Raw genomic sequence first — 18,168 nt, 5'->3', positions numbered from 1 at the left:
TGCGCTATCTCGTATGGATACCAAGTTAGTTTTTATTTACTGCACGGCCATGAAATACTTTTATCTTATTGTCATATAAGGCATTGTTATATCTGGTTACGTGTATTCTTTCTTGGTCGTGTAATAGGAGTCCGTTAATGCAAGGTGCACAGTCGACAGTTGATACTCAATCCGAATCATTAAATGCTGACAGCTCTGCGTCCGTTAATGGTCATCCGGTTATTGTTGATGACTTTATTAATATGTATCAACAGCTTAATAAAGATAATCTATTTTTACTACGTCAAGTTTATCGGGATGATATTTGCTTTCGAGATCCCATGCATCATGTAGAGGGAATCGAAGCATTAACCGATTATTTTGCCAACATGTATCAAAATGTCACCCACATTGAATTTGATATTAAAGAAGTGGTGATCAGTGCTGATAAGCAACAAGCAGCATTGTATTGGACTATGAGCTATTCACACCCTAAATTAAGTAAGGGACAGCTGATTAATGTTGAAGGCATGTCGCAACTTAAATTCTCTGATAAGATTTTTTCTCACCGTGATTATTTTGATCTGGGCCAAATGCTGTACGAGCAAGTGCCGTTTTTAGGTGGATTAATTGGCTTACTCAAAAATAGGGTGACTAAGTAATGGCAATGGTTCCTGCGGATACAAAAGCGGTTTTGATAACCGGTGCAAGTTCAGGTATTGGTTTAGCTTTAGCAGAGCATTATCTGGCTAAAGGTGTGGCCGTTATAGCCTGTGGTCGAAATGCCCAAGCCTTACAAGCCATAACTGGTGCCACTCCGCTTGAATTTGATATTACCGATAGTTCTCAGGTACAAGCCGCCGCCGCCAAACTTAAGCAGCTGTTACACGATAATCACTGGCAGTTGCAGCAGGTGATTCTTAATGCTGGCAGCTGTGAATACATTGATGATGCATTGCATTTCGACTCAGCGTTATTTGCCAGAGTCATCAATACTAATGTGGTTGCCATGGGTTACTGCCTTGAGCATTTTTTACCTTTATTGAGCCGTGGTGCACAACTCGGGTTAATGAGTTCAAGTGCCACTTATTTACCGTTCCCGCGTGCTGAAGCCTATGGTTCATCAAAAGCGGCTATTGGTTATTTAGGCCGTAGTTTACGAGTTGACCTTGCTCAGCATGGTATTGGGGTGAGCGTCATTTGTCCGGGCTTTGTTAAAACCCCGTTAACCGCCAAAAACGACTTTGCTATGCCAATGCAAATCACCGCTAAGCAAGCGGCTGAGGCTATTTATAATGGTATGCAGCGTCAACGCCGTGAAATCCATTTCCCAACTAAATTTACTTGGTTACTTAAATTAGCCTCTTTATTGCCAGAAAAATTACTAGTATTTTTGCTGGCACCTAAATAATAAACCCAAGTCAATTCACCACAAGAACAAGTATTAGCGTCAAGGATTAACTAAATGAAAAATATTGCTGTAATTGGTACTGGGATTTCGGGGTTAACGTGTGCCCACCTATTAAGCCGTGAACACACGGTAACCGTGTTTGAAGCTAATGATTATATTGGTGGCCATACAGCGACCATTGATGTGGAAGTAGCAGGGCAGCAATACGCAATTGATTCTGGTTTTATTGTGTTTAATGATCGGACTTATCCGCTGTTTGAAACATTAATGGCGCAACTTAATATTAAGTCTTTACCGACTGAAATGAGTTTTAGTGTGAATAATGCACTCACAGGACTTGAATATAACGGCCATAATTTGTGGAGCTTATTTGCCCAACGTCGTAATTTGTTACGCCCAAGTTTTTACCGGTTTTTAGGTGAAATTGTTCGTTTCAACAATGGTTGTAAAGTTATTTATGAGGCCGACAATTACCCAACGTCTTCACTCGGTGAGTATCTTGATCAACAAGGTTTCTCAGCCTTTTTCTGTGAGCATTACATTTTGCCTATGGGCGCGGCGATTTGGTCTGCCAGTATTGATGATATGCGCGGCTTTTCATTGCGATTCTTTATTCGTTTTTTCCAGCATCATGGTTTATTAAATATTAATGATCGCCCGCAATGGTATGTACTTGAAGGTGGATCGCGCAGTTATATCCCAGCCTTAACCGCACCGTTTAAAGAACGTATCCAGCTTAATTCTCCTGTGAGTGGTATTAAACGTAGCGATGATGGTGTGTATGTTCAGGTTGTCAACGGTGAATGGCAGCACTTTGACGATGTAGTGTTGAGTTGCCATAGCGATCAAGCGTTAGCGATGTTAACCGATGCCACTCAAGATGAGATAGACGTGTTAGGCGCAATGGAATATCAAAATAATGAAGTGGTGCTGCACACAGATATTAATTTATTACCCAAGCGTAAAGCGGCATGGGCAAGTTGGAACTATCGTTTAGATGGTGTTAATCAGCAAGATATTGCTCAGCGTCCGGCTAGCGTGACGTATAATATGAATATTTTGCAGTGTTTACCGAGTAGTGCACCTACATTTTGTGTCACCCTAAATCAAACTGCATCGATTGATGAAAGTAAAATTTTGCGAAAGTTTAATTATGCTCACCCAGTATTTAATGATGCCAGCATGAAGTCGCAAGCGAAAAAATCACTCATTAATGGTAAACATAATACCTATTTTGCTGGTGCTTACTGGCATAATGGATTTCATGAAGACGGCGTTCGTAGCGCAGTTGAAGTATGCGATCTGTTTGGGATTAGTCTATGAATCAAACCACATCGATAATGGAACATGATCAATTAAACAGTGGCATTTATTGCGGCAAGATAAACCATCGCCGTCATACGCCTAAGTTGCACAGTTTTGGTTATAACATTGCGATGATGGCAATTGATTTAGATGAACTGCCGGCATTAACGGCGGTCAGTAAATTGTTTTCCACAGACAAGTTTACCCCGCTTAAATTTATCCCTGGCGATTACCTCAATTCCCTAAAGCAACAATTTGGTGAGCAACTCGTGCTGAGCTCGGCGAGCCGAGGGGATGATGCCGGCGCATTAAAGCAACGCGTGTTGGCAACTATTAAGCATTTAGGTGCCACACAAACATGCGATAAAGTGATATTTTCTGGGCAGATACGCCATTTTGGTTTTTATTTTAGTCCGGTCAATTTTTACTTTTGTTATCATCAAAATGACATGGTTTATATGCTTGCCGAGGTCAGTAATACCCCTTGGAATGAGCGCCATTGTTATCTGGTTGATATTGCGAATACCGCTCAAACAGACAAAGTCTTTCATGTGTCTCCGTTTATGAATTTAGACATGCATTACTTGTGGCGTATTACGCCTCCGGCCAAAAACTTGAAAGTGACCATCGAAAATCGAAATGCCAATAACGATAAATTATTTGATGCCGGTTTAGTGTTAAAACGCCAATCGATAAATTCGCGATCTATGCGCCGATTTATGCTGAATTATCCCTTGATGACTAGCAAAATTATGCTGGGTATTTATTGGCAGGCAATGAAGCTATTTATTAAACGAATCCCTTTTGTAGGCAAGCAAACGATTAAAGCTAACTAATTTTACAAAATGTAAACCAAATAGATGCTTATCACGTATTAGTCTTTAATTACGCCAATAAAGCGAACGAATTAGACAGTGTATGAACTGGAGAGATGACATGGAAAATACGGCGACAGAAAGCAGCATGACTCAAGCGAGTTTGTCTGACAGCCTAGCAAGGAAAATTCTTCTTCGTGCATTAGCACATCTTGCAGAAGGTCATTTAACCATTGTCGATGGTAATCAAACATCAGAGTTTGGCGATCCTAAAAGCGAAGTTCACGCAACTATGCAAGTTCAGCATGCCAACTTTTATCGTCAAGTGGTATTTGGTGGTTCAATTGGGGCTGGCGAAGCTTATATTCAAGGCCATTGGTGTAGTCCTGACTTAACCAAAGTGGTTCAGGTTTTTGCGCAAAACTTAGCACTACTAGACAACATAGAACGTTATTTTTCATGGTTGAGCAACGGCGTTAATCGCATTAAGCATATATTTAATCGTAATTCTGAAACGGGTTCAAAACGCAATATTCTGGCTCATTACGACTTAGGTAATGACATGTATAAGGAGTTTCTTGACCCAGAAATGATGTATTCAAGTGCACTTTATCCTGCAGATGACAGCAGCTTGAATGAAGCGCAATTACATAAATTGCACACCATTTGCGAGCGCTTAGAGTTAACCCCAGGTCAAACCTTGCTTGAAGTAGGAACTGGTTGGGGCGCGTTGGCCATTTATGCTGCAAAACATTATGGCGTACATGTGACCACTACTACCATTTCTGATGCCCAGTTCGATTATGCACAGGCGCGAGTAAAGCAAGAAGGGCTTGAAGACAGGATTACCTTACTAAAACAAGATTATCGTTTACTGACTGGTGAATATGATCGCGTGGTTTCAATTGAAATGATCGAAGCTGTGGGACACGAATATTTAGCAGGATTTTTTGAAAAGCTACAACATCTGCTTAAGCCAAGCGGTCGCATGCTCATTCAAGCTATTACTATTTCCGATCAACGTTACGACAGTTATCGTAAGAGTGTTGACTTTATTCAGCGTTATATTTTTCCCGGTGGTTGTTTACCGTCGGTGAGTGAAATGACCAAACATATTGCCAAGAAAACCGACATGGTAACCTGGTCTATCGACGATATGGGCAAGGACTATGCGCGTACCCTAAAACACTGGCATGAAAATTTTGATGCTGCCTACGATAAAATAAAAGCCTTAAATTACGGCGATGACTTTATCCGTATGTGGAAGTTTTATTTGAGCTACTGCGAAGGTGGGTTTTTAGAGCGCACTACTAGCACGGTTCACCTTGTTGCCGTTCGACCGCAATACCGCCCACTATAATATAGTTCTACAGCCCAATAGCCATTATATTCCCCGGTAATACGTTGCCGGGACGTCTCATCCTGTTAGTGTGAGGTGTTATGTCTTCTTACGGTATTCCTCCAAAATTATATATTTTAATCAATGCATTGTGCTTTCAATTGGTGTGGTGGGCAGGCGTATTAGCTCATAACCAACTTATCTTACTGTCTATTTTATTGCTCATTGGCCATTTTTTGTTATCAACATCAGTTCGTCATGATGCACTGGTAATGTGTGTCTGTGGTGTGATTGGCATCGCGGTTGACAGTCTATTGGTGTGGTTTGGCGTATTTAAGTTCGCCAATATTCCTTACTGGTTGGGATTGTTGTGGTTCTACTTTGCGCTTTGTTTGGATTACAGCTTAGCTTTTTTTAGAAAGTTTCCTATTTGGTTACAAGCCTTATTTGGTGGTGTATTTGGCTGTTTAAGTTATCTCGCAGGAGCTAAATTTAACGCAGTAATGTTGCCTTTAGGCGAGATGTGGAGCGCGTTTATACTGGCATTGATCTGGAGTTGCTTATTTCCCGTATTGCTAGCTGTTAGCTCTCGAATCACAACGGTGGATCTTGCTTTGGAGAATCGTAGATGAAAACTTTACATAATGGCGTCAAGTCGCAACCACACATTAAGTTACATCAATCATCACATTGGTTGGTCGAACTACTGTTCGGTGTGGTGGGCGCATTAGTGTTAACGTTGATTGTTGCGGTGAGCATTAACGATGCGTCTGCAAATGATATCAACGATAAGGGCGAAAAAAGCGATATAAGCGACAAGAACGACAAGAACGGTATAAGCGATAAGAGCGATATAAGCGATATAAGCGATATAAGCGATATAAGCGATATAAGCGATATAAGCGATATAAGCGATGCGACATTGATTCAAGTTGGCACTGCTGAAATGAGTCTGTTATGGCTTGATATTTATAGTGCGAAGTTATTCTCTATTGACGGTAAATACCAAGCTAATCGCTTTCCAATGATTCTCGACATTCAATACCACCGCGATATCGATGCTGTTGATTTGGTTGATGCCACTATTGAACAATGGCAGCACTTAGGTTTTACCGAAGCCAATATTGAATTGTACAGGCAGCAGTTAGTTAATGCCTGGCCAGATGTTAAACAGGGCGACAGGCTGACCTTTAAGGTTAACACCCCTGAAGATGCGGCATTTTTACTCAACGACACCCCTTATTATCAAGTCAGTAATGCCCAATTCCCAGAGGCGTTTCTCGACATTTGGTTGTCTGAAAAAACCAGCCGTCCTGAGTTACGTAACCAACTGATTGGAGTTAACTAATGCACGCGATTCTATTATTCATCCGCCAGCAGCGACATTTTTGTGCCCGAACGCTTATTCAAGGTGTAACTCAACCCTTAACTAAGCAATTAGCGCGAAGGCTGGCTCAAACCGGCTTATATGTAGGACTAGCATTAGGCGTTATGTCATGTTCATCAGCATCGATTGAAGATTATCAACAAACGACTCCAACGTTAGATTTAGCCACATTTTTTGACGGTAAATTAACGGCAGCTGGAGTAGTGCAAGATTTTTCAGGTAAGGTGACCCGCAAATTTACCGTCACCATGGAAGCGCACTGGGTTGATTCGCCTGAAGGTAAGCAGGGTGTGATAAACGAATGGTTTATTTACGATGATGGCGAAAAGCAAACTCGTGTGTGGAACATTACTGACAAAGGAAATGGCCTCTATGAGGGCACCGCCAATGACATATTAGGCATTGCTCAAGGTGAGTCTCGCGGTAGTGCATTGCGATGGCGTTATGACATGATATTGCCAGTTGATGGTAGTGAATATGAAGTCCATTTTGATGACTGGATGTTTCTGGTCGATGAGCAAACCATTATCAATAAAAGCGATATTATTAAATTTGGTATCACAGTCGCCCAAGTCACCTTGGTGATTTCTAAACAGCCTGACTAAGTGGTATCGTTAAGTCATTGAATAGTTAAATCGACTAAGCATAAAAGCTGAGCCCTGAAAGTATTAAGCAATAGTCGGGCACTAAGTTAGAGCGTACAGTCACTTTTACTAAATCTAAATAGACATGAAAACAGACACAAAAATGGACTCATTAGAGTCCATTTTTCGTTTGCTCAACAGGCCATGTTAGCCTTTAAGTTTAGACGCGTCTGACTGTTTCTTATCGTAATACTCAAATGGAAACTGGTTACGAATTTGCTGGACTAAGTTATCGCCAATATTGGCCGACACGTGTAAACGTACGTCACCAGATTTTTCAGCTCTGACCGTGCAAGTCAGTTTATTAGATTTGGCTATGGCACGACAATCACGTTCAAACTTCTCCGGTATTTTTCCTTTATGCTTATTGAGCTTGCCATCTTTAAAATGCATCTCAAAAAGTGTTAATCCACGGTTACCACTAAAAATCAGTTTATAGGCCAGAAAAAATAACCCTGCGATTATCAGTATTTTTATGATGGTATCAGCCATAGTTCGCTCCTTTGTGCCGTATATTCAACGGTTGCTATAACAATAAGATACTCTGGTATGCCATGGATGCAATGCTATTTTATTGAAATCTATGCGCAAGATCTAAATTATATCGCATCAATAAAACCTCATTTATGAATCCATCAAATGTTGTCATATCATTTTTTCATATAAGTGCTTTAGATTAGCAGTTCATTGTTTGACTCATATTAATTGAATGCGTGTTTCTTTTTTATGAAACAAATTTCTTTTAAATCAGCTAAAAGCTTAATTGGTATGTGTGTGGCGTTTTTTTAAGCTGATTTACGGTGTAAATATAGCTTTCTAAAAAAGTGTGCTGTGCTACATTAATGTACATACATGAACGCATGTAAACGGATGTACAACTTATTTAAGGATTGAAAAATGCCATTATCTAATGCTGATCGTTGGGCCGAAATTTGTGAGATTCAATCATCACTGATGCGTAATTTAGCCAGCCAGTTTCCGCAACGAAACGAGCAATTACAAAATCTTGCAGATGGTTGGCAATGCGTTAAAAAACAAGCACTAGGGCAGCCGCTAACAGGTTTGAATACTAAGTAATTTCCGTTTTTTCTTTTGTTGTATCGCTACTGTTTTTCGTTAAATATTAGTCATAAAAAAACCGCCATTGGCGGTTTTTTGTTTTTAAGACTGACTTGTAATCATGGGTACTGATTAACTCACTCGGCTTAGAACGCGTAACTAACGCTCGCTAATAAAGTACCGGTGTTTTTATATAGATCAGAACTTACTTCATTATCACCATCAATGTCGGTGTCTAAATACGCAACCGAGATGCCAAAACCTGACACTTCTGTTGATACACCAATAGAGTAGTCTGAATAGCTGTCAAAGCCTTCTCCGTCATCAATGGCGTCGCCAAAATTGTAACCATAATGCAAATCTAGGCTCCAGTTTTCAGCAAACTCCCAGCCATAATTGATTTCGGTGTAATGTAGGTCAAGATCGCTGCCACCATAATCATTAGTAAACCAGTAAGCGGCTCTAAAACCACTAAAGTCGATACCTGCGCTGACTTCTAGATAGTCTAAATCACTTTCTCCAGGGTAGTTATAACGGTACAAGGTTAAGTCATAGCTAGTGTCATCGTTAATTTCACCGTAATAACCAGCATACAAATCAATCTCTACATCTGGGCCATTGTATTCAGGCTCATCAAAATCAATGGTACTTGCCCAAGCACCGACGAAAAATCCGCTATCATGGCTCCAGTCAATATTACCTTGTAGTGCGGGATCTGCTGCACTTTGTGACACACCTCGGAAGCGGTAGTCGTTGGTTACAGTGATTGCACCAGAGACTTCTGCCGTAGCGAGTGGAGCCAGTAGGGTAGCTGATAATGTTAATCCAGTTAACAGTGCAATTCGCGTTCTTTTTAATGTGTTCGACACGATATTATCTCCATTTACATAAAATACAGTTGTTGGTATTTAGGTACACAACGGCTGCGAATGCCACTTATCAGACCTAAAACCGTAACGATTTAGTCTGTACCGCATGGCGGTTAAACACTATGTTTGTTCAAGCTGTTGTTCAAACATAACGTAGATTTTTTTACAATGATTGACGACTTCCCATGTGCCGGTAAAGCCAGCAGGAATAACAAATTTATCACCAGCATTGACGGTTAAGCTTTTGCCTTGGCTGTCGGTGATAATGCTACAGCCTTCGAGAATATCGCAATACTCATATTCGCTATAATTGATATTCCAACTGCCTGGTTCACTTTGCCAAATGCCAACATTAAACTGCTTGCACGGGCTTTCGAAATGGTTTTGCACTGACTGCAGTGGATCGCCTGTAAGCAGTTTTTCATCCGTTAAGTGATACGACTCAACCGCAGTTGATTGACTACTAAAAAGCGTAATATCGTTAATATGCTTCATTGTGGGTATCACTTATTTCATGGTCGGCATAATAAATGCTGAAGGTTCATTAGTGTCGGTTTTAGCTTGTGGCCAGCGAGCGGTAATGGCTTTGCGCTTGGTATAAAAACGAACGCCATCGGGTCCGTGCATGTGCAGCGGCCCAAATAGCGATCGTTTCCAACCGCCAAAGCTATGAAATGCCATTGGCACCGGGATCGGCACATTAACGCCAACCATGCCCACTTCAACATGGTGACAAAAGTGACGAGCTACTTGGCCACTTTGAGTAAAAATAGCGGTGCCATTACCAAATTCGTGTTGGTTAATCAGCGTCAATGCATCGGCATAGTTGTCGACGCGGACGATGGCTAACACAGGACCAAAAATTTCCTGTTGGTAAATGCTCATCTGCGGAGTCACATGGTCAAATAAGCACGCACCTAAAAAGTAACCCTGCTGGTGGTCTTGAATACTGATGTCTCGGCCATCAACGACTAATGTTGCACCTTCCTTAACACCCGCTTCGACATAATCGCGTACTTTAGCTAAATGCTGGGCCGAAATTAACGGTCCCATGTCCATTTCAGGGGTAATACCGCTGCCAATTTTTAAGGCACTAATTTGCGGTAATAATGCCTCGACTAATTTGTCACCCACATCGCCGACCGCTAGTACCACAGAAATAGCCATACAGCGTTCACCTGCACTACCATATGCTGCCCCCATTAATGCATTGACCGCTTGATCTAAGTCAGCATCTGGCATTAATAACATGTGATTTTTAGCCCCGCCCAATGCTTGCACTCGTTTACCGTGGGCAGAGGCGGTGCTGTAAATGTATTCGGCAATCGGGGTTGAGCCAACAAAACTAATCGCGTGAACATCGGGATGAGTTAATAAAGCATCAACGGCTTCTTTATCGCCATTAATCACGTTAAACACGCCATTTGGCAGGCCTGCTTGTGTCAGTAATTCGGCAATAAACATTACTGCACTGGGGTCTTTTTCAGACGGCTTCATGATAAAGGTATTACCGCAGGCTATTGCGATAGGGAACATCCACATTGGCACCATGACAGGAAAGTTAAACGGTGAAATACCTGCGACGACACCCAACGATTGGTTAACAGACCATGAGTCAACGCCACCACCCACTTGTTGAGTATGTTCACCTTTGAGTAAATGCGGAATGCCGCAAGCAAACTCAACAACTTCAAGCCCTCGGGTAATTTCACCTTTAGCATCATCCAACACTTTGCCATGTTCAAGAGTGATGAGTTGTGCCAATTTATCAATATTTTGCTCTACTAACGCTTTAAACTTAAATAATACCCGAGCACGATTAAGTGGCGTCACTTGCGACCAAGTCTGATAGGCATTTTTGGCAACCGTTACCGCCAAGCTTACTTCATCGTGACTCGCCAGTGATACTTGGCCACGAGTTTCCCCCGTAGCAGGATCATAGATGGTTTGATTACGTTGACTGGCTGGGGTGTGTTGCCCATCGACAAAATGAGTGATGTTAAGCATGAACGGGATCCTTTTAAGCAAAATATGTATTCAGAAAATATTAACTAACAGCGTTAACCAACAGCGTTAATTGCATCGGTAATGTGATTAACCATGTCGTCGATTTGTGACTTTTCCACTATAAGTGGCGGAGATATTGCAATAATGTCAGCCGTTGCCCGTACTAACGCGCCATGCCTAAAGCAATGATCAAAAATGTCATAACCTCGTTTACCCACGCCTTTATCACTTGGTGCTAATTGAATACCTGCAACTAAACCGGTATTACGAATATCAATGACGTTTGGTAGACCTTTAAGGCTGTGAACCGCTTGCTCGAAATAAGACTCAAGCCCTTTTGCGCGTTCAAATAATTGCTCATCTTCATATATGGATAAGGTCGCAAGTGCTGAGGCAGCCGCGACCGGATGACCGGAATAGGTATAACCATGGAAAAATTCTATTAATTCATCAGGGCCATGCATGCAGGTGTCGTGAATGGTATTGCTAACAAATACCGCCCCCATTGGAATTGCACCATTATTAATGGCTTTGGCTGTGGTTATCATGTCTGGGGTAACTTGCCAGCGCTCGCTGGCAAAGGCGGCACCGACTCGGCCAAAGCCGGTGATCACTTCATCGAATATTAATAAAATGCCGTGCTTTTGGGTGATTTCGCGTAACCGCGTTAAGTATCCATCTGGCGGTAAAATAACCCCAGCAGAACCAGACATAGGCTCAACAATGACCGCGGCAATGTTCTCGGCGCCATGTAAGGTAATCAGTTGCTCAAGCACTTCGGCTTTATCCAAACCGTGTGGCGGTAAACCGTGGCTAAAGGCATTATTGGCAATATCGAGTGTATGAGGCAGGTGATCGATCCCCTGGAGTAATTGCTGACTAAAGGTTTTGCGATTATTACTGATCCCACCGACTGAAATCCCGCCAAAACCGACACCATGATAACCAAGCTCGCGGCCGATAAACCGAGTACGCGTGGCTTGACCATTAGCGCGATGATAACAAAGCGCCATTTTTAGGGCGGTATCTACCGATTCTGAACCGGAATTGGTAAAAAACACCTTATCCAATCCGTCAGGGCTCAGCTGACTGAGTTTATGCGCTAATTCAAAGGCGAGCGGATGGCCCATTTGAAAAGACGGTGCATAATCCATTTGGCTAATTTGTTGGCTTACCGCTTGGGAGATTTCTTGGCGGCCGTGGCCAGCATTGCAACACCATAAACCGGCAGTAGCATCGAGTACTTTATTGCCTTCAATATCGGTGTAATACATTCCTTGTGCCGAAACCAAAAGCCTAGGATTAGTCTTAAATTGCTTATTGGCAGTAAACGGCATCCAAAAATGTGCCATGTTCGGCAATGTTTGCGATGAATCGCCAGTTCCATTTTGCTGATATTCGCTCATAAATTGACTCTACATTGATAGCTACAATTACTAGGGATTCATCTCAAATTGATTAAATAATGAGTGACGAATATTCGCTATGCTATGTCAAAAATAATGAACGTTAAAGTGTTTTGTGCATTTATTTAAACTAAATGTGCCTATTTTGTAAAATATATTGAAAATATCTTGCTGTTGAGCATAATCAGGTGACAATATTCATCAAGGTTATTGTGTCGATAATCCATTTTATGTGGCACAAATTTTAGGTTTAGCACCTGCTTTTTAGCGCAGTTTGGTGCTTATCAATCCATTTATTATTTCGAGGTCACAATGAGTACTCCAACAAGTCGTAGCGATTGGGAAGCACTAGCAGCAAGTCTAAAAATCACTGGGCAAGCTTTCATTAATGGTCAATATCAAGGTGCCGCTTCTGGTGACACATTTGACTGTATCAGCCCTATTGATGGCCAAGTATTGGCTAAAGTGGCTAGTTGTGATTTAGCCGATGCTAACCTTGCTGTCGCGAACGCGCGTGAAGTGTTTGAAGCGGGTACTTGGTCAATGTTACCGCCAGTAAAGCGCAAGCAAGTAATGATTAAGTTTGCTGATTTACTCGAAGAAAATGCCGATGAATTGGCGTTACTTGAAACGCTTGATATGGGTAAGCCGATTCAGCATTCCAAAGGCGTTGATGTGGTCGGTGCTGCCCGTGCTATACGTTGGTATGGTGAAGCGATAGATAAAATTTATGATGAAATTGCTCCCACTGCTCATAATGAAATAGGCATGATCACTCGCGAACCCGTTGGTGTGGTTGCAGCCATTGTGCCATGGAATTTCCCAATGATTATGGCATGTTGGAAGCTTGGGCCTTCACTCGCCACGGGTAATAGTGTGATTTTAAAGCCATCTGAAAAATCACCACTTACGGCTATTCGCATGGCGCAATTAGCGATAGAAGCGGGTATTCCGGCAGGGGTATTAAACGTATTACCAGGCTATGGTCATACAGTTGGTAAAGCGTTGGCACTGCACATGGATGTCGATACTTTAGTATTCACTGGTTCAACTAAAATTGCTAAGCAGTTAATGATTTACGCAGGCGAGTCGAACATGAAGCGCGTGTGGTTAGAAGCGGGCGGTAAGAGCCCTAATATTGTGTTTAATGATGCGCCAGACTTAAAAGCCGCTGCAGAAGCCGCCGCAGTCGCCATTGCTTTTAACCAAGGCGAAGTGTGCACTGCCGGTTCTCGTTTATTGGTTGAGTCAGGCGTAAAAGATGAGTTAATCAAGCTTATTGTTGAAGAAATGCAAGGGTGGCAACCTGGGCATCCACTTGATCCTAAAACAACCTGCGGCGCAATGGTCGATCAACAGCAACTGACCAACGTGCTTAATTACATCAAGGCCGGTAGCGAGCAAGGTGCTACCTTAGTTGATGGTGGTAAACAAGTGATGGCAGAAACCGGCGGAATGTACGTGCAACCAACCATTTTTAGTAATGTTAGAAATGACATGACCATTGCCAGCGAAGAGATTTTTGGCCCTGTGTTATCGGTAATCGAGTTTGATGGCATGGAACAAGCCGTCAAGATTGCCAACGACACTATGTATGGTTTAGCGGCAGGTGTGTGGACATCAAACTTAAGCAAAGCTCACAAAACAGCCAAAGCGCTGCGCAGCGGTATGGTATGGATTAACCATTATGATGGTGGCGACATGACTGCACCGTTTGGTGGTTATAAACAGTCAGGTAATGGCCGTGATAAATCATTACATGCGTTTGATAAGTACACCGAAATCAAAGCAACTTGGATAGCCCTATAATAGGTATTTCAATGTAGATTAATAGCAAGCCCTTTAGCAATAAAGGGCTTTTTTATTGGTCATATTAGCGCTGGATAATTCATAGCAACCACTCAAATTTTGTTTAACAAGTGCATCTATATTGCTGAAGCCTTAATGCGAGCGGAGGTTAAGCAAAATTAACGCTAAAATGCTAACTATTCGCTGTAGACTCAAAGGCATTATTTACCTCAACATGTCATACACGGATGAATACAGATGACCCATAAGACCTTCTCTCGTTTAGCTATTATTGCTGCTGGTGGCTTTTTTGGTTTTATTTTGTGAATTATTTACCTCGCCAATACTGGCAGTCAAAGTGTGTTTTTCGACGTAATAAAACATGTTCCCTATGGTGACAAGATTTGTCACATGTTGTTATTCGGGTTATTAACTTTTGTGGCCAATTTAGCGCTGCAGAGTCGTCATTTTTGTATCGGGCGTCTTCCGCTTTATTACGGCACTGTGTTAGTGTCGATATTCGTCCTGAGTGAAGAAATCAGCCAGGGTTTTATCCCATCAAGAACATTAGACATCATCGATTTAGTTGCCGATGCTGTAGGTATAATTTTATTCAGTTATTTAAGTGGGTTAACTCAGCGTTATATAGACAATCATCATGAGAGTACTCGTGTGAGTTAGCATCAATATTTTCAATCAATATTTGCCATCAATTGTAAGAGAGGTTTAATGTGAATTTTCCTTTAGTGACCACCGATTGGTTAGCGCAACACTTAGAAGACCCAGACCTTGTATTACTAGATGCCAGCATAGACATTGTGCTGGGAAAAGAACCACTTGTTTATGATGAGCTTTACGTTATTCCTGGTGCATTATCGTGCCAAATAGATAAACTTTTTTTCAATCATCAATCTCCACAAACTCACGCTATGCCCACGGAAGATCAATTTACTGTTGCAACTAAATCATTAGGAATAAGCCATAATAGCACCGTAGTTATTTACGATGACCAAGGCATTTATTCTGCACCGCGTGCGTGGTGGACCTTTAAAGCAATGGGATTTGATAAAGTATTTGTACTCGATGGTGGTTTACCACAGTGGCGCAGTGAAGGGCGAGACACAGTGCGTCAGTTTGCGACAGCAACTGACTCTGGTGATATTAAAGGCCGCTTGCAGCAATATAAGGTGTGTGACACTGAGTTTGTGTTAACCCATCTTGGTCATGCAAAAGTTGATATTATTGATGCGCGAGCAGCAGGGCGGTTTAACGGTACGTCACCAGAACCTCGTGTTGGCATGCGCAGTGGTCATATACCCGGTTCACTCAACTTGCCTTTTGCACAGGTATTAAACGGTTTTAAAATGAAATCTATCCGTGAATTGCATACAATTTTCGCCACCTTAGATACCAGTAATAATGCTCAACGGGTGTTTAGCTGCGGTTCAGGAATTACCGCCTGTATTTTGATTCTGGCTTCGTATGTAGCAGGGCATCATCAAGCGGCTTTATATGATGGTTCTTGGGCAGTTTGGGGCGGCGATGCTGCACTTCCTATTGAATAATAGGCTTAATTTTTTATGGCCTATGGCCACTAACGCTTAAGATCGCAAGGTTTCACCCTGCACGGGCTATTAGATTATGGCCTACGGCCACTAACGTCGTGGCGCTTCACCCACACCAGACCAAGAGGAAACCAACGGCTGTTCCCTCTTGGATCTCCCAGCCGCCACATCAAAATCATCTGAAAAGCGATAATTTCGCGACGCGGTCAGATCCAGCTTTTAACTTTATGTTTAGTCAGCCTCGGCCTTATTCGAAAATGCTAACGCTTCCGATAGGCCATCCATGGCCACCGAAAGCTAGCCTGACGTCCTGTCAGGCTCACGCATTCTTTTATAAAGAGTCTTCAACGGCCTCAAGTTCAGAGTTAAATTTGGGCATGACTAATTCGTTTCGGACACAAAAGTGGCTTAAAACTTATCTTTTTATAAAAGTTTATGTGGACCCAATTAAATTCCCAGCTTTTAACTTCGTCTGAGTGTTCTTCGGCCAACTCTTTATGATAAAGAATGAAAATGCTAACGCTTCACATAGGGAGTCTGATGTGATTGGATTCACAAATGTCGTGATGGCATGGTCAATGATGTTCCCTACATCATAATGACATTTCCAATATCCATATAGGTCAGATGTGCGAGAAAGGCCATGTTAGGCTCACGCATTCTTTTATAACACGCATTCTTTTATAACACGCATTCTTTTATAAAGAGTCCTCAACGTCCTCAATCAAGCTGAAACCGGATGGTTAAAGTAGCAAAATAATCTTAAAGCTATATAGTCCAACGACCTGCAATGAGAAGTCTCTGGCGATAATGTTCAGTTAGAGTCTGATTAATCAATATCATCGAGGAATTGAAATTATTTACTTGTGAATAATGAGCTTGTTATGCTAATTTTTTGCGAACTCAACATCATGATGGAATATGAATGCGTTATCTACTGCTAGCCATGCTGCTAACCTTAACTGGTTGCGCAAATAAACAACCCTCTTTTAGTCTTGTTATCGACCCCTTATTGCCCTCGGTCATTAATTATAGCGGTGAAATTGATCCAGATAATGTTGCCGCTTTTGAACAAGGCATAACAAATAGTCCAACTCAAATAACCTCATTGGTTATTAACAGTGGTGGGGGAGATGTACTTGCTGGCATACGATTAGGTGAGTTGGTATATCAGCACAAATTAAAGGTTACAGTTGATAAAGTCTGTGCATCATCGTGTGCTAATTATGTTGTAACCGCCAGTGATGAAGTGACTATAAAACAAGATGCCCTGTTAGGTTGGCATGGTGGGGTGTTACAACCACTATTATACGGCTCGGAAGACTTCCATAAGTACAACAAAAGTATGGTTGAATATATTATGGCGTGGGCAGAGGCCGAGCGCGTCTTTTTTGACATGGTTAAGGTTAATCAAGCTGTCACGGTATTGGGGATGATGCCCGGTTTAAAAGGTAAACGAAACACGCCATTATTTAGTTATGATCAACAGACGTTAAAGGCGTTAGGTTTACATATTACTTTTGAAGACAAGCAAGCAACAGTTTCTAAAACCGGCGAAGAAATTGTACAAATATTTAGCTTAAGCCCTGAAGTATTAGACACTTTACTGATGCAGCATGCACAAAGGTTGCAGCAATTGTAATTAAGTTAGCTTGTCTTTTAAGCGATGGACTGCGGACACTAACGCTTAAGATCGCAAGGTTCCACCTTGCACAGGCCAAAAGGGGGTCAACAGCAACCCCCTCTTTATTCTTCAATAAAGAATTGGCCCCTGCCGTTCAGGCAACATTTTCGCTATTTAACCAAACAACAGCAGCGAAAAAAATTGCGACGGAAATTTATCCATCTTCTAACCGTGTTTTAGTCTGCTTTAGCCTTATTCGAAAATGCTAACGCTTCCAATGGGGCATCCCTTCCCCTCGAAAGCTAACCCGCCTCCATGGCTAGATCACGCATTCTTTTATAAAGAGTCTTCAACGGCCTCAAGTTCAAAGTTGATGCTGACCATTTCGTAGTCAAGATCACTAACTCGTTTTTGCCCCAAAGTTGGTTAGGCTATGGCCTACGGCCACTAACGTCGTGGCGCTTCGCCCACACCAGACCAAAAGGAAACCAACGGCTGTTCCCTCTTGGATCACCCAGCCGCCCCGCAACATTTTCAAACAGCGAAAAGGTCGCCATGGGGTAGATCCAGCTTTTGACTTTATTGGGTAACTGCCTCAGCCTTATTCGAAAATGCTAACGCTTCCGATGGTACATCCTGTACCCCGAAAGCTAGCCTGACATCCATGTCAGGACTCACGCTATTTTTTTCAACGCCCTCAATTTAAATGTTGAACCGGTCCATTTCCAAGTCAAGAAAACTAACTCGTTTTTGTCGGATAGACGACACTTGTTACCAAGTGCCGCCCTCCTAAGAACCCAGCGTGCAACTTTCACTGCACTAGGCTCAAGCCTCCACAAAGGTATCGTTAGATACCCAGCAACTTATAAAGCAGTGAGAGCTGATTCATTCCATATTGTGGCTTAATGAAACTGTACACCGATTGAGGTAAAATCCCCTTAAGATAAAACGGTGTAAAAAGTAATGAAGA

General features: G+C 42.1%; 18 protein-coding genes. 13 read left to right on the top strand and 5 right to left on the bottom strand.

The annotated features are described in order from the left end of the window. The first annotated feature begins 242 nt into the window (after window positions 1-242). From AAEY99_RS17665 to AAEY99_RS17630, 8 genes are all read left to right on the top strand, one after another. On the top strand, window positions 243-641 hold the full coding sequence (locus AAEY99_RS17665) for a nuclear transport factor 2 family protein (protein ID WP_049763600.1): 399 nt from the start codon (window positions 243-245) through the stop codon (window positions 639-641). Then, window positions 641-1,390: an SDR family NAD(P)-dependent oxidoreductase gene (locus tag AAEY99_RS17660; protein WP_182744187.1), complete on the top strand. Its 750-nt coding sequence runs from the start codon at window positions 641-643 to the stop codon at window positions 1,388-1,390. The genes AAEY99_RS17665 and AAEY99_RS17660 overlap by 1 nt, the downstream gene beginning before the upstream one ends. Before the next feature lie 54 nt (window positions 1,391-1,444). Then, a complete protein-coding gene (locus tag AAEY99_RS17655; RefSeq protein WP_351011420.1) occupies window positions 1,445-2,713 on the top strand; it encodes an NAD(P)/FAD-dependent oxidoreductase in 1,269 nt (422 codons plus the stop codon). Then, window positions 2,710-3,531, top strand: coding sequence for a DUF1365 domain-containing protein (locus AAEY99_RS17650; protein ID WP_351011418.1), 822 nt, complete (start codon window positions 2,710-2,712; stop codon window positions 3,529-3,531). The genes AAEY99_RS17655 and AAEY99_RS17650 overlap by 4 nt, the downstream gene beginning before the upstream one ends. Before the next feature lie 100 nt (window positions 3,532-3,631). Next, window positions 3,632-4,870, top strand: coding sequence for an SAM-dependent methyltransferase (locus AAEY99_RS17645; protein WP_162024387.1), 1,239 nt, complete (start codon window positions 3,632-3,634; stop codon window positions 4,868-4,870). An 80-nt stretch (window positions 4,871-4,950) separates the two neighbouring features. After that, window positions 4,951-5,481 (top strand): DUF2878 domain-containing protein, encoded by a 531-nt coding sequence (locus tag AAEY99_RS17640; RefSeq protein WP_101088789.1) that lies wholly within the window; start codon window positions 4,951-4,953, stop codon window positions 5,479-5,481. After that, window positions 5,478-6,197, top strand: coding sequence for a chalcone isomerase family protein (locus tag AAEY99_RS17635; RefSeq protein ID WP_351011417.1), 720 nt, complete (start codon window positions 5,478-5,480; stop codon window positions 6,195-6,197). The genes AAEY99_RS17640 and AAEY99_RS17635 overlap by 4 nt, the downstream gene beginning before the upstream one ends. A gap of 143 nt (window positions 6,198-6,340) precedes the next feature. Further along, the gene (locus tag AAEY99_RS17630; RefSeq protein ID WP_254439938.1) at window positions 6,341-6,841 is read left to right on the top strand and encodes a DUF3833 domain-containing protein; all 501 of its coding nucleotides are present in this window, start codon (window positions 6,341-6,343) and stop codon (window positions 6,839-6,841) included. Window positions 6,842-7,027: 186 nt separating this feature from the next. Here AAEY99_RS17630 and AAEY99_RS17625 read toward each other — a convergent pair whose 3' ends face one another. Then, window positions 7,028-7,372, bottom strand: coding sequence for a DUF3634 family protein (locus AAEY99_RS17625; RefSeq protein ID WP_182744190.1), 345 nt, complete (start codon window positions 7,370-7,372; stop codon window positions 7,028-7,030). A gap of 405 nt (window positions 7,373-7,777) precedes the next feature. Between AAEY99_RS17625 and AAEY99_RS17620 the strand changes: the two genes are divergently transcribed. Further along, the gene (locus AAEY99_RS17620) at window positions 7,778-7,957 is read left to right on the top strand and encodes a hypothetical protein (RefSeq protein ID WP_101088793.1); all 180 of its coding nucleotides are present in this window, start codon (window positions 7,778-7,780) and stop codon (window positions 7,955-7,957) included. A gap of 128 nt (window positions 7,958-8,085) precedes the next feature. Here the strand turns inward: AAEY99_RS17620 and AAEY99_RS17615 are convergent, their stop codons facing one another. The 4 genes from AAEY99_RS17615 to aptA form a co-directional block, all read right to left on the bottom strand. Next, window positions 8,086-8,808: a TorF family putative porin gene (locus AAEY99_RS17615; protein ID WP_162023730.1), complete on the bottom strand. Its 723-nt coding sequence runs from the start codon at window positions 8,806-8,808 to the stop codon at window positions 8,086-8,088. Between the two features lie 120 nt (window positions 8,809-8,928). Next, window positions 8,929-9,303: a cupin domain-containing protein gene (locus AAEY99_RS17610; RefSeq protein ID WP_101088795.1), complete on the bottom strand. Its 375-nt coding sequence runs from the start codon at window positions 9,301-9,303 to the stop codon at window positions 8,929-8,931. Window positions 9,304-9,315: 12 nt separating this feature from the next. Then, entirely contained in the window at window positions 9,316-10,815 is a 1,500-nt protein-coding gene (locus AAEY99_RS17605) for a CoA-acylating methylmalonate-semialdehyde dehydrogenase (protein WP_351011415.1), read from the bottom strand. Between the two features lie 53 nt (window positions 10,816-10,868). Then, entirely contained in the window at window positions 10,869-12,221 is a 1,353-nt protein-coding gene (gene aptA, locus AAEY99_RS17600; RefSeq protein ID WP_182744192.1) for an omega-aminotransferase AptA, read from the bottom strand. Between the two features lie 312 nt (window positions 12,222-12,533). Here aptA and AAEY99_RS17595 point away from each other — a divergent pair, with 312 nt between their 5' ends. The 4 genes from AAEY99_RS17595 (at window position 12,534) to AAEY99_RS17580 (ending at window position 17,216) form a co-directional block, all read left to right on the top strand. Beyond that, window positions 12,534-14,030, top strand: coding sequence for an aldehyde dehydrogenase (locus AAEY99_RS17595; protein WP_011638465.1), 1,497 nt, complete (start codon window positions 12,534-12,536; stop codon window positions 14,028-14,030). 339 nt (window positions 14,031-14,369) lie between these two features. Next, window positions 14,370-14,690 carry a VanZ family protein gene (locus AAEY99_RS17590; RefSeq protein ID WP_351011413.1) on the top strand — a complete coding sequence of 107 codons (321 nt, stop codon included), beginning with the start codon at window positions 14,370-14,372 and terminating at the stop codon, window positions 14,688-14,690. Between the two features lie 50 nt (window positions 14,691-14,740). Continuing rightward, window positions 14,741-15,574 (top strand): sulfurtransferase, encoded by an 834-nt coding sequence (locus AAEY99_RS17585; RefSeq protein WP_162023726.1) that lies wholly within the window; start codon window positions 14,741-14,743, stop codon window positions 15,572-15,574. Between the two features lie 925 nt (window positions 15,575-16,499). Continuing rightward, window positions 16,500-17,216 (top strand): hypothetical protein, encoded by a 717-nt coding sequence (locus AAEY99_RS17580; RefSeq protein ID WP_351011411.1) that lies wholly within the window; start codon window positions 16,500-16,502, stop codon window positions 17,214-17,216. Window positions 17,217-18,168 lie beyond the last annotated feature (952 nt).

The sequence above is a fragment of the Shewanella sp. S1-58-MNA-CIBAN-0166 genome (assembly GCF_040310085.1).
Lineage (GTDB): Bacteria > Pseudomonadota > Gammaproteobacteria > Enterobacterales > Shewanellaceae > Shewanella.
The sequence above is the reverse complement of the archived record's forward strand: the minus strand, read 5'-3'. Positions and strand labels throughout refer to the sequence as shown.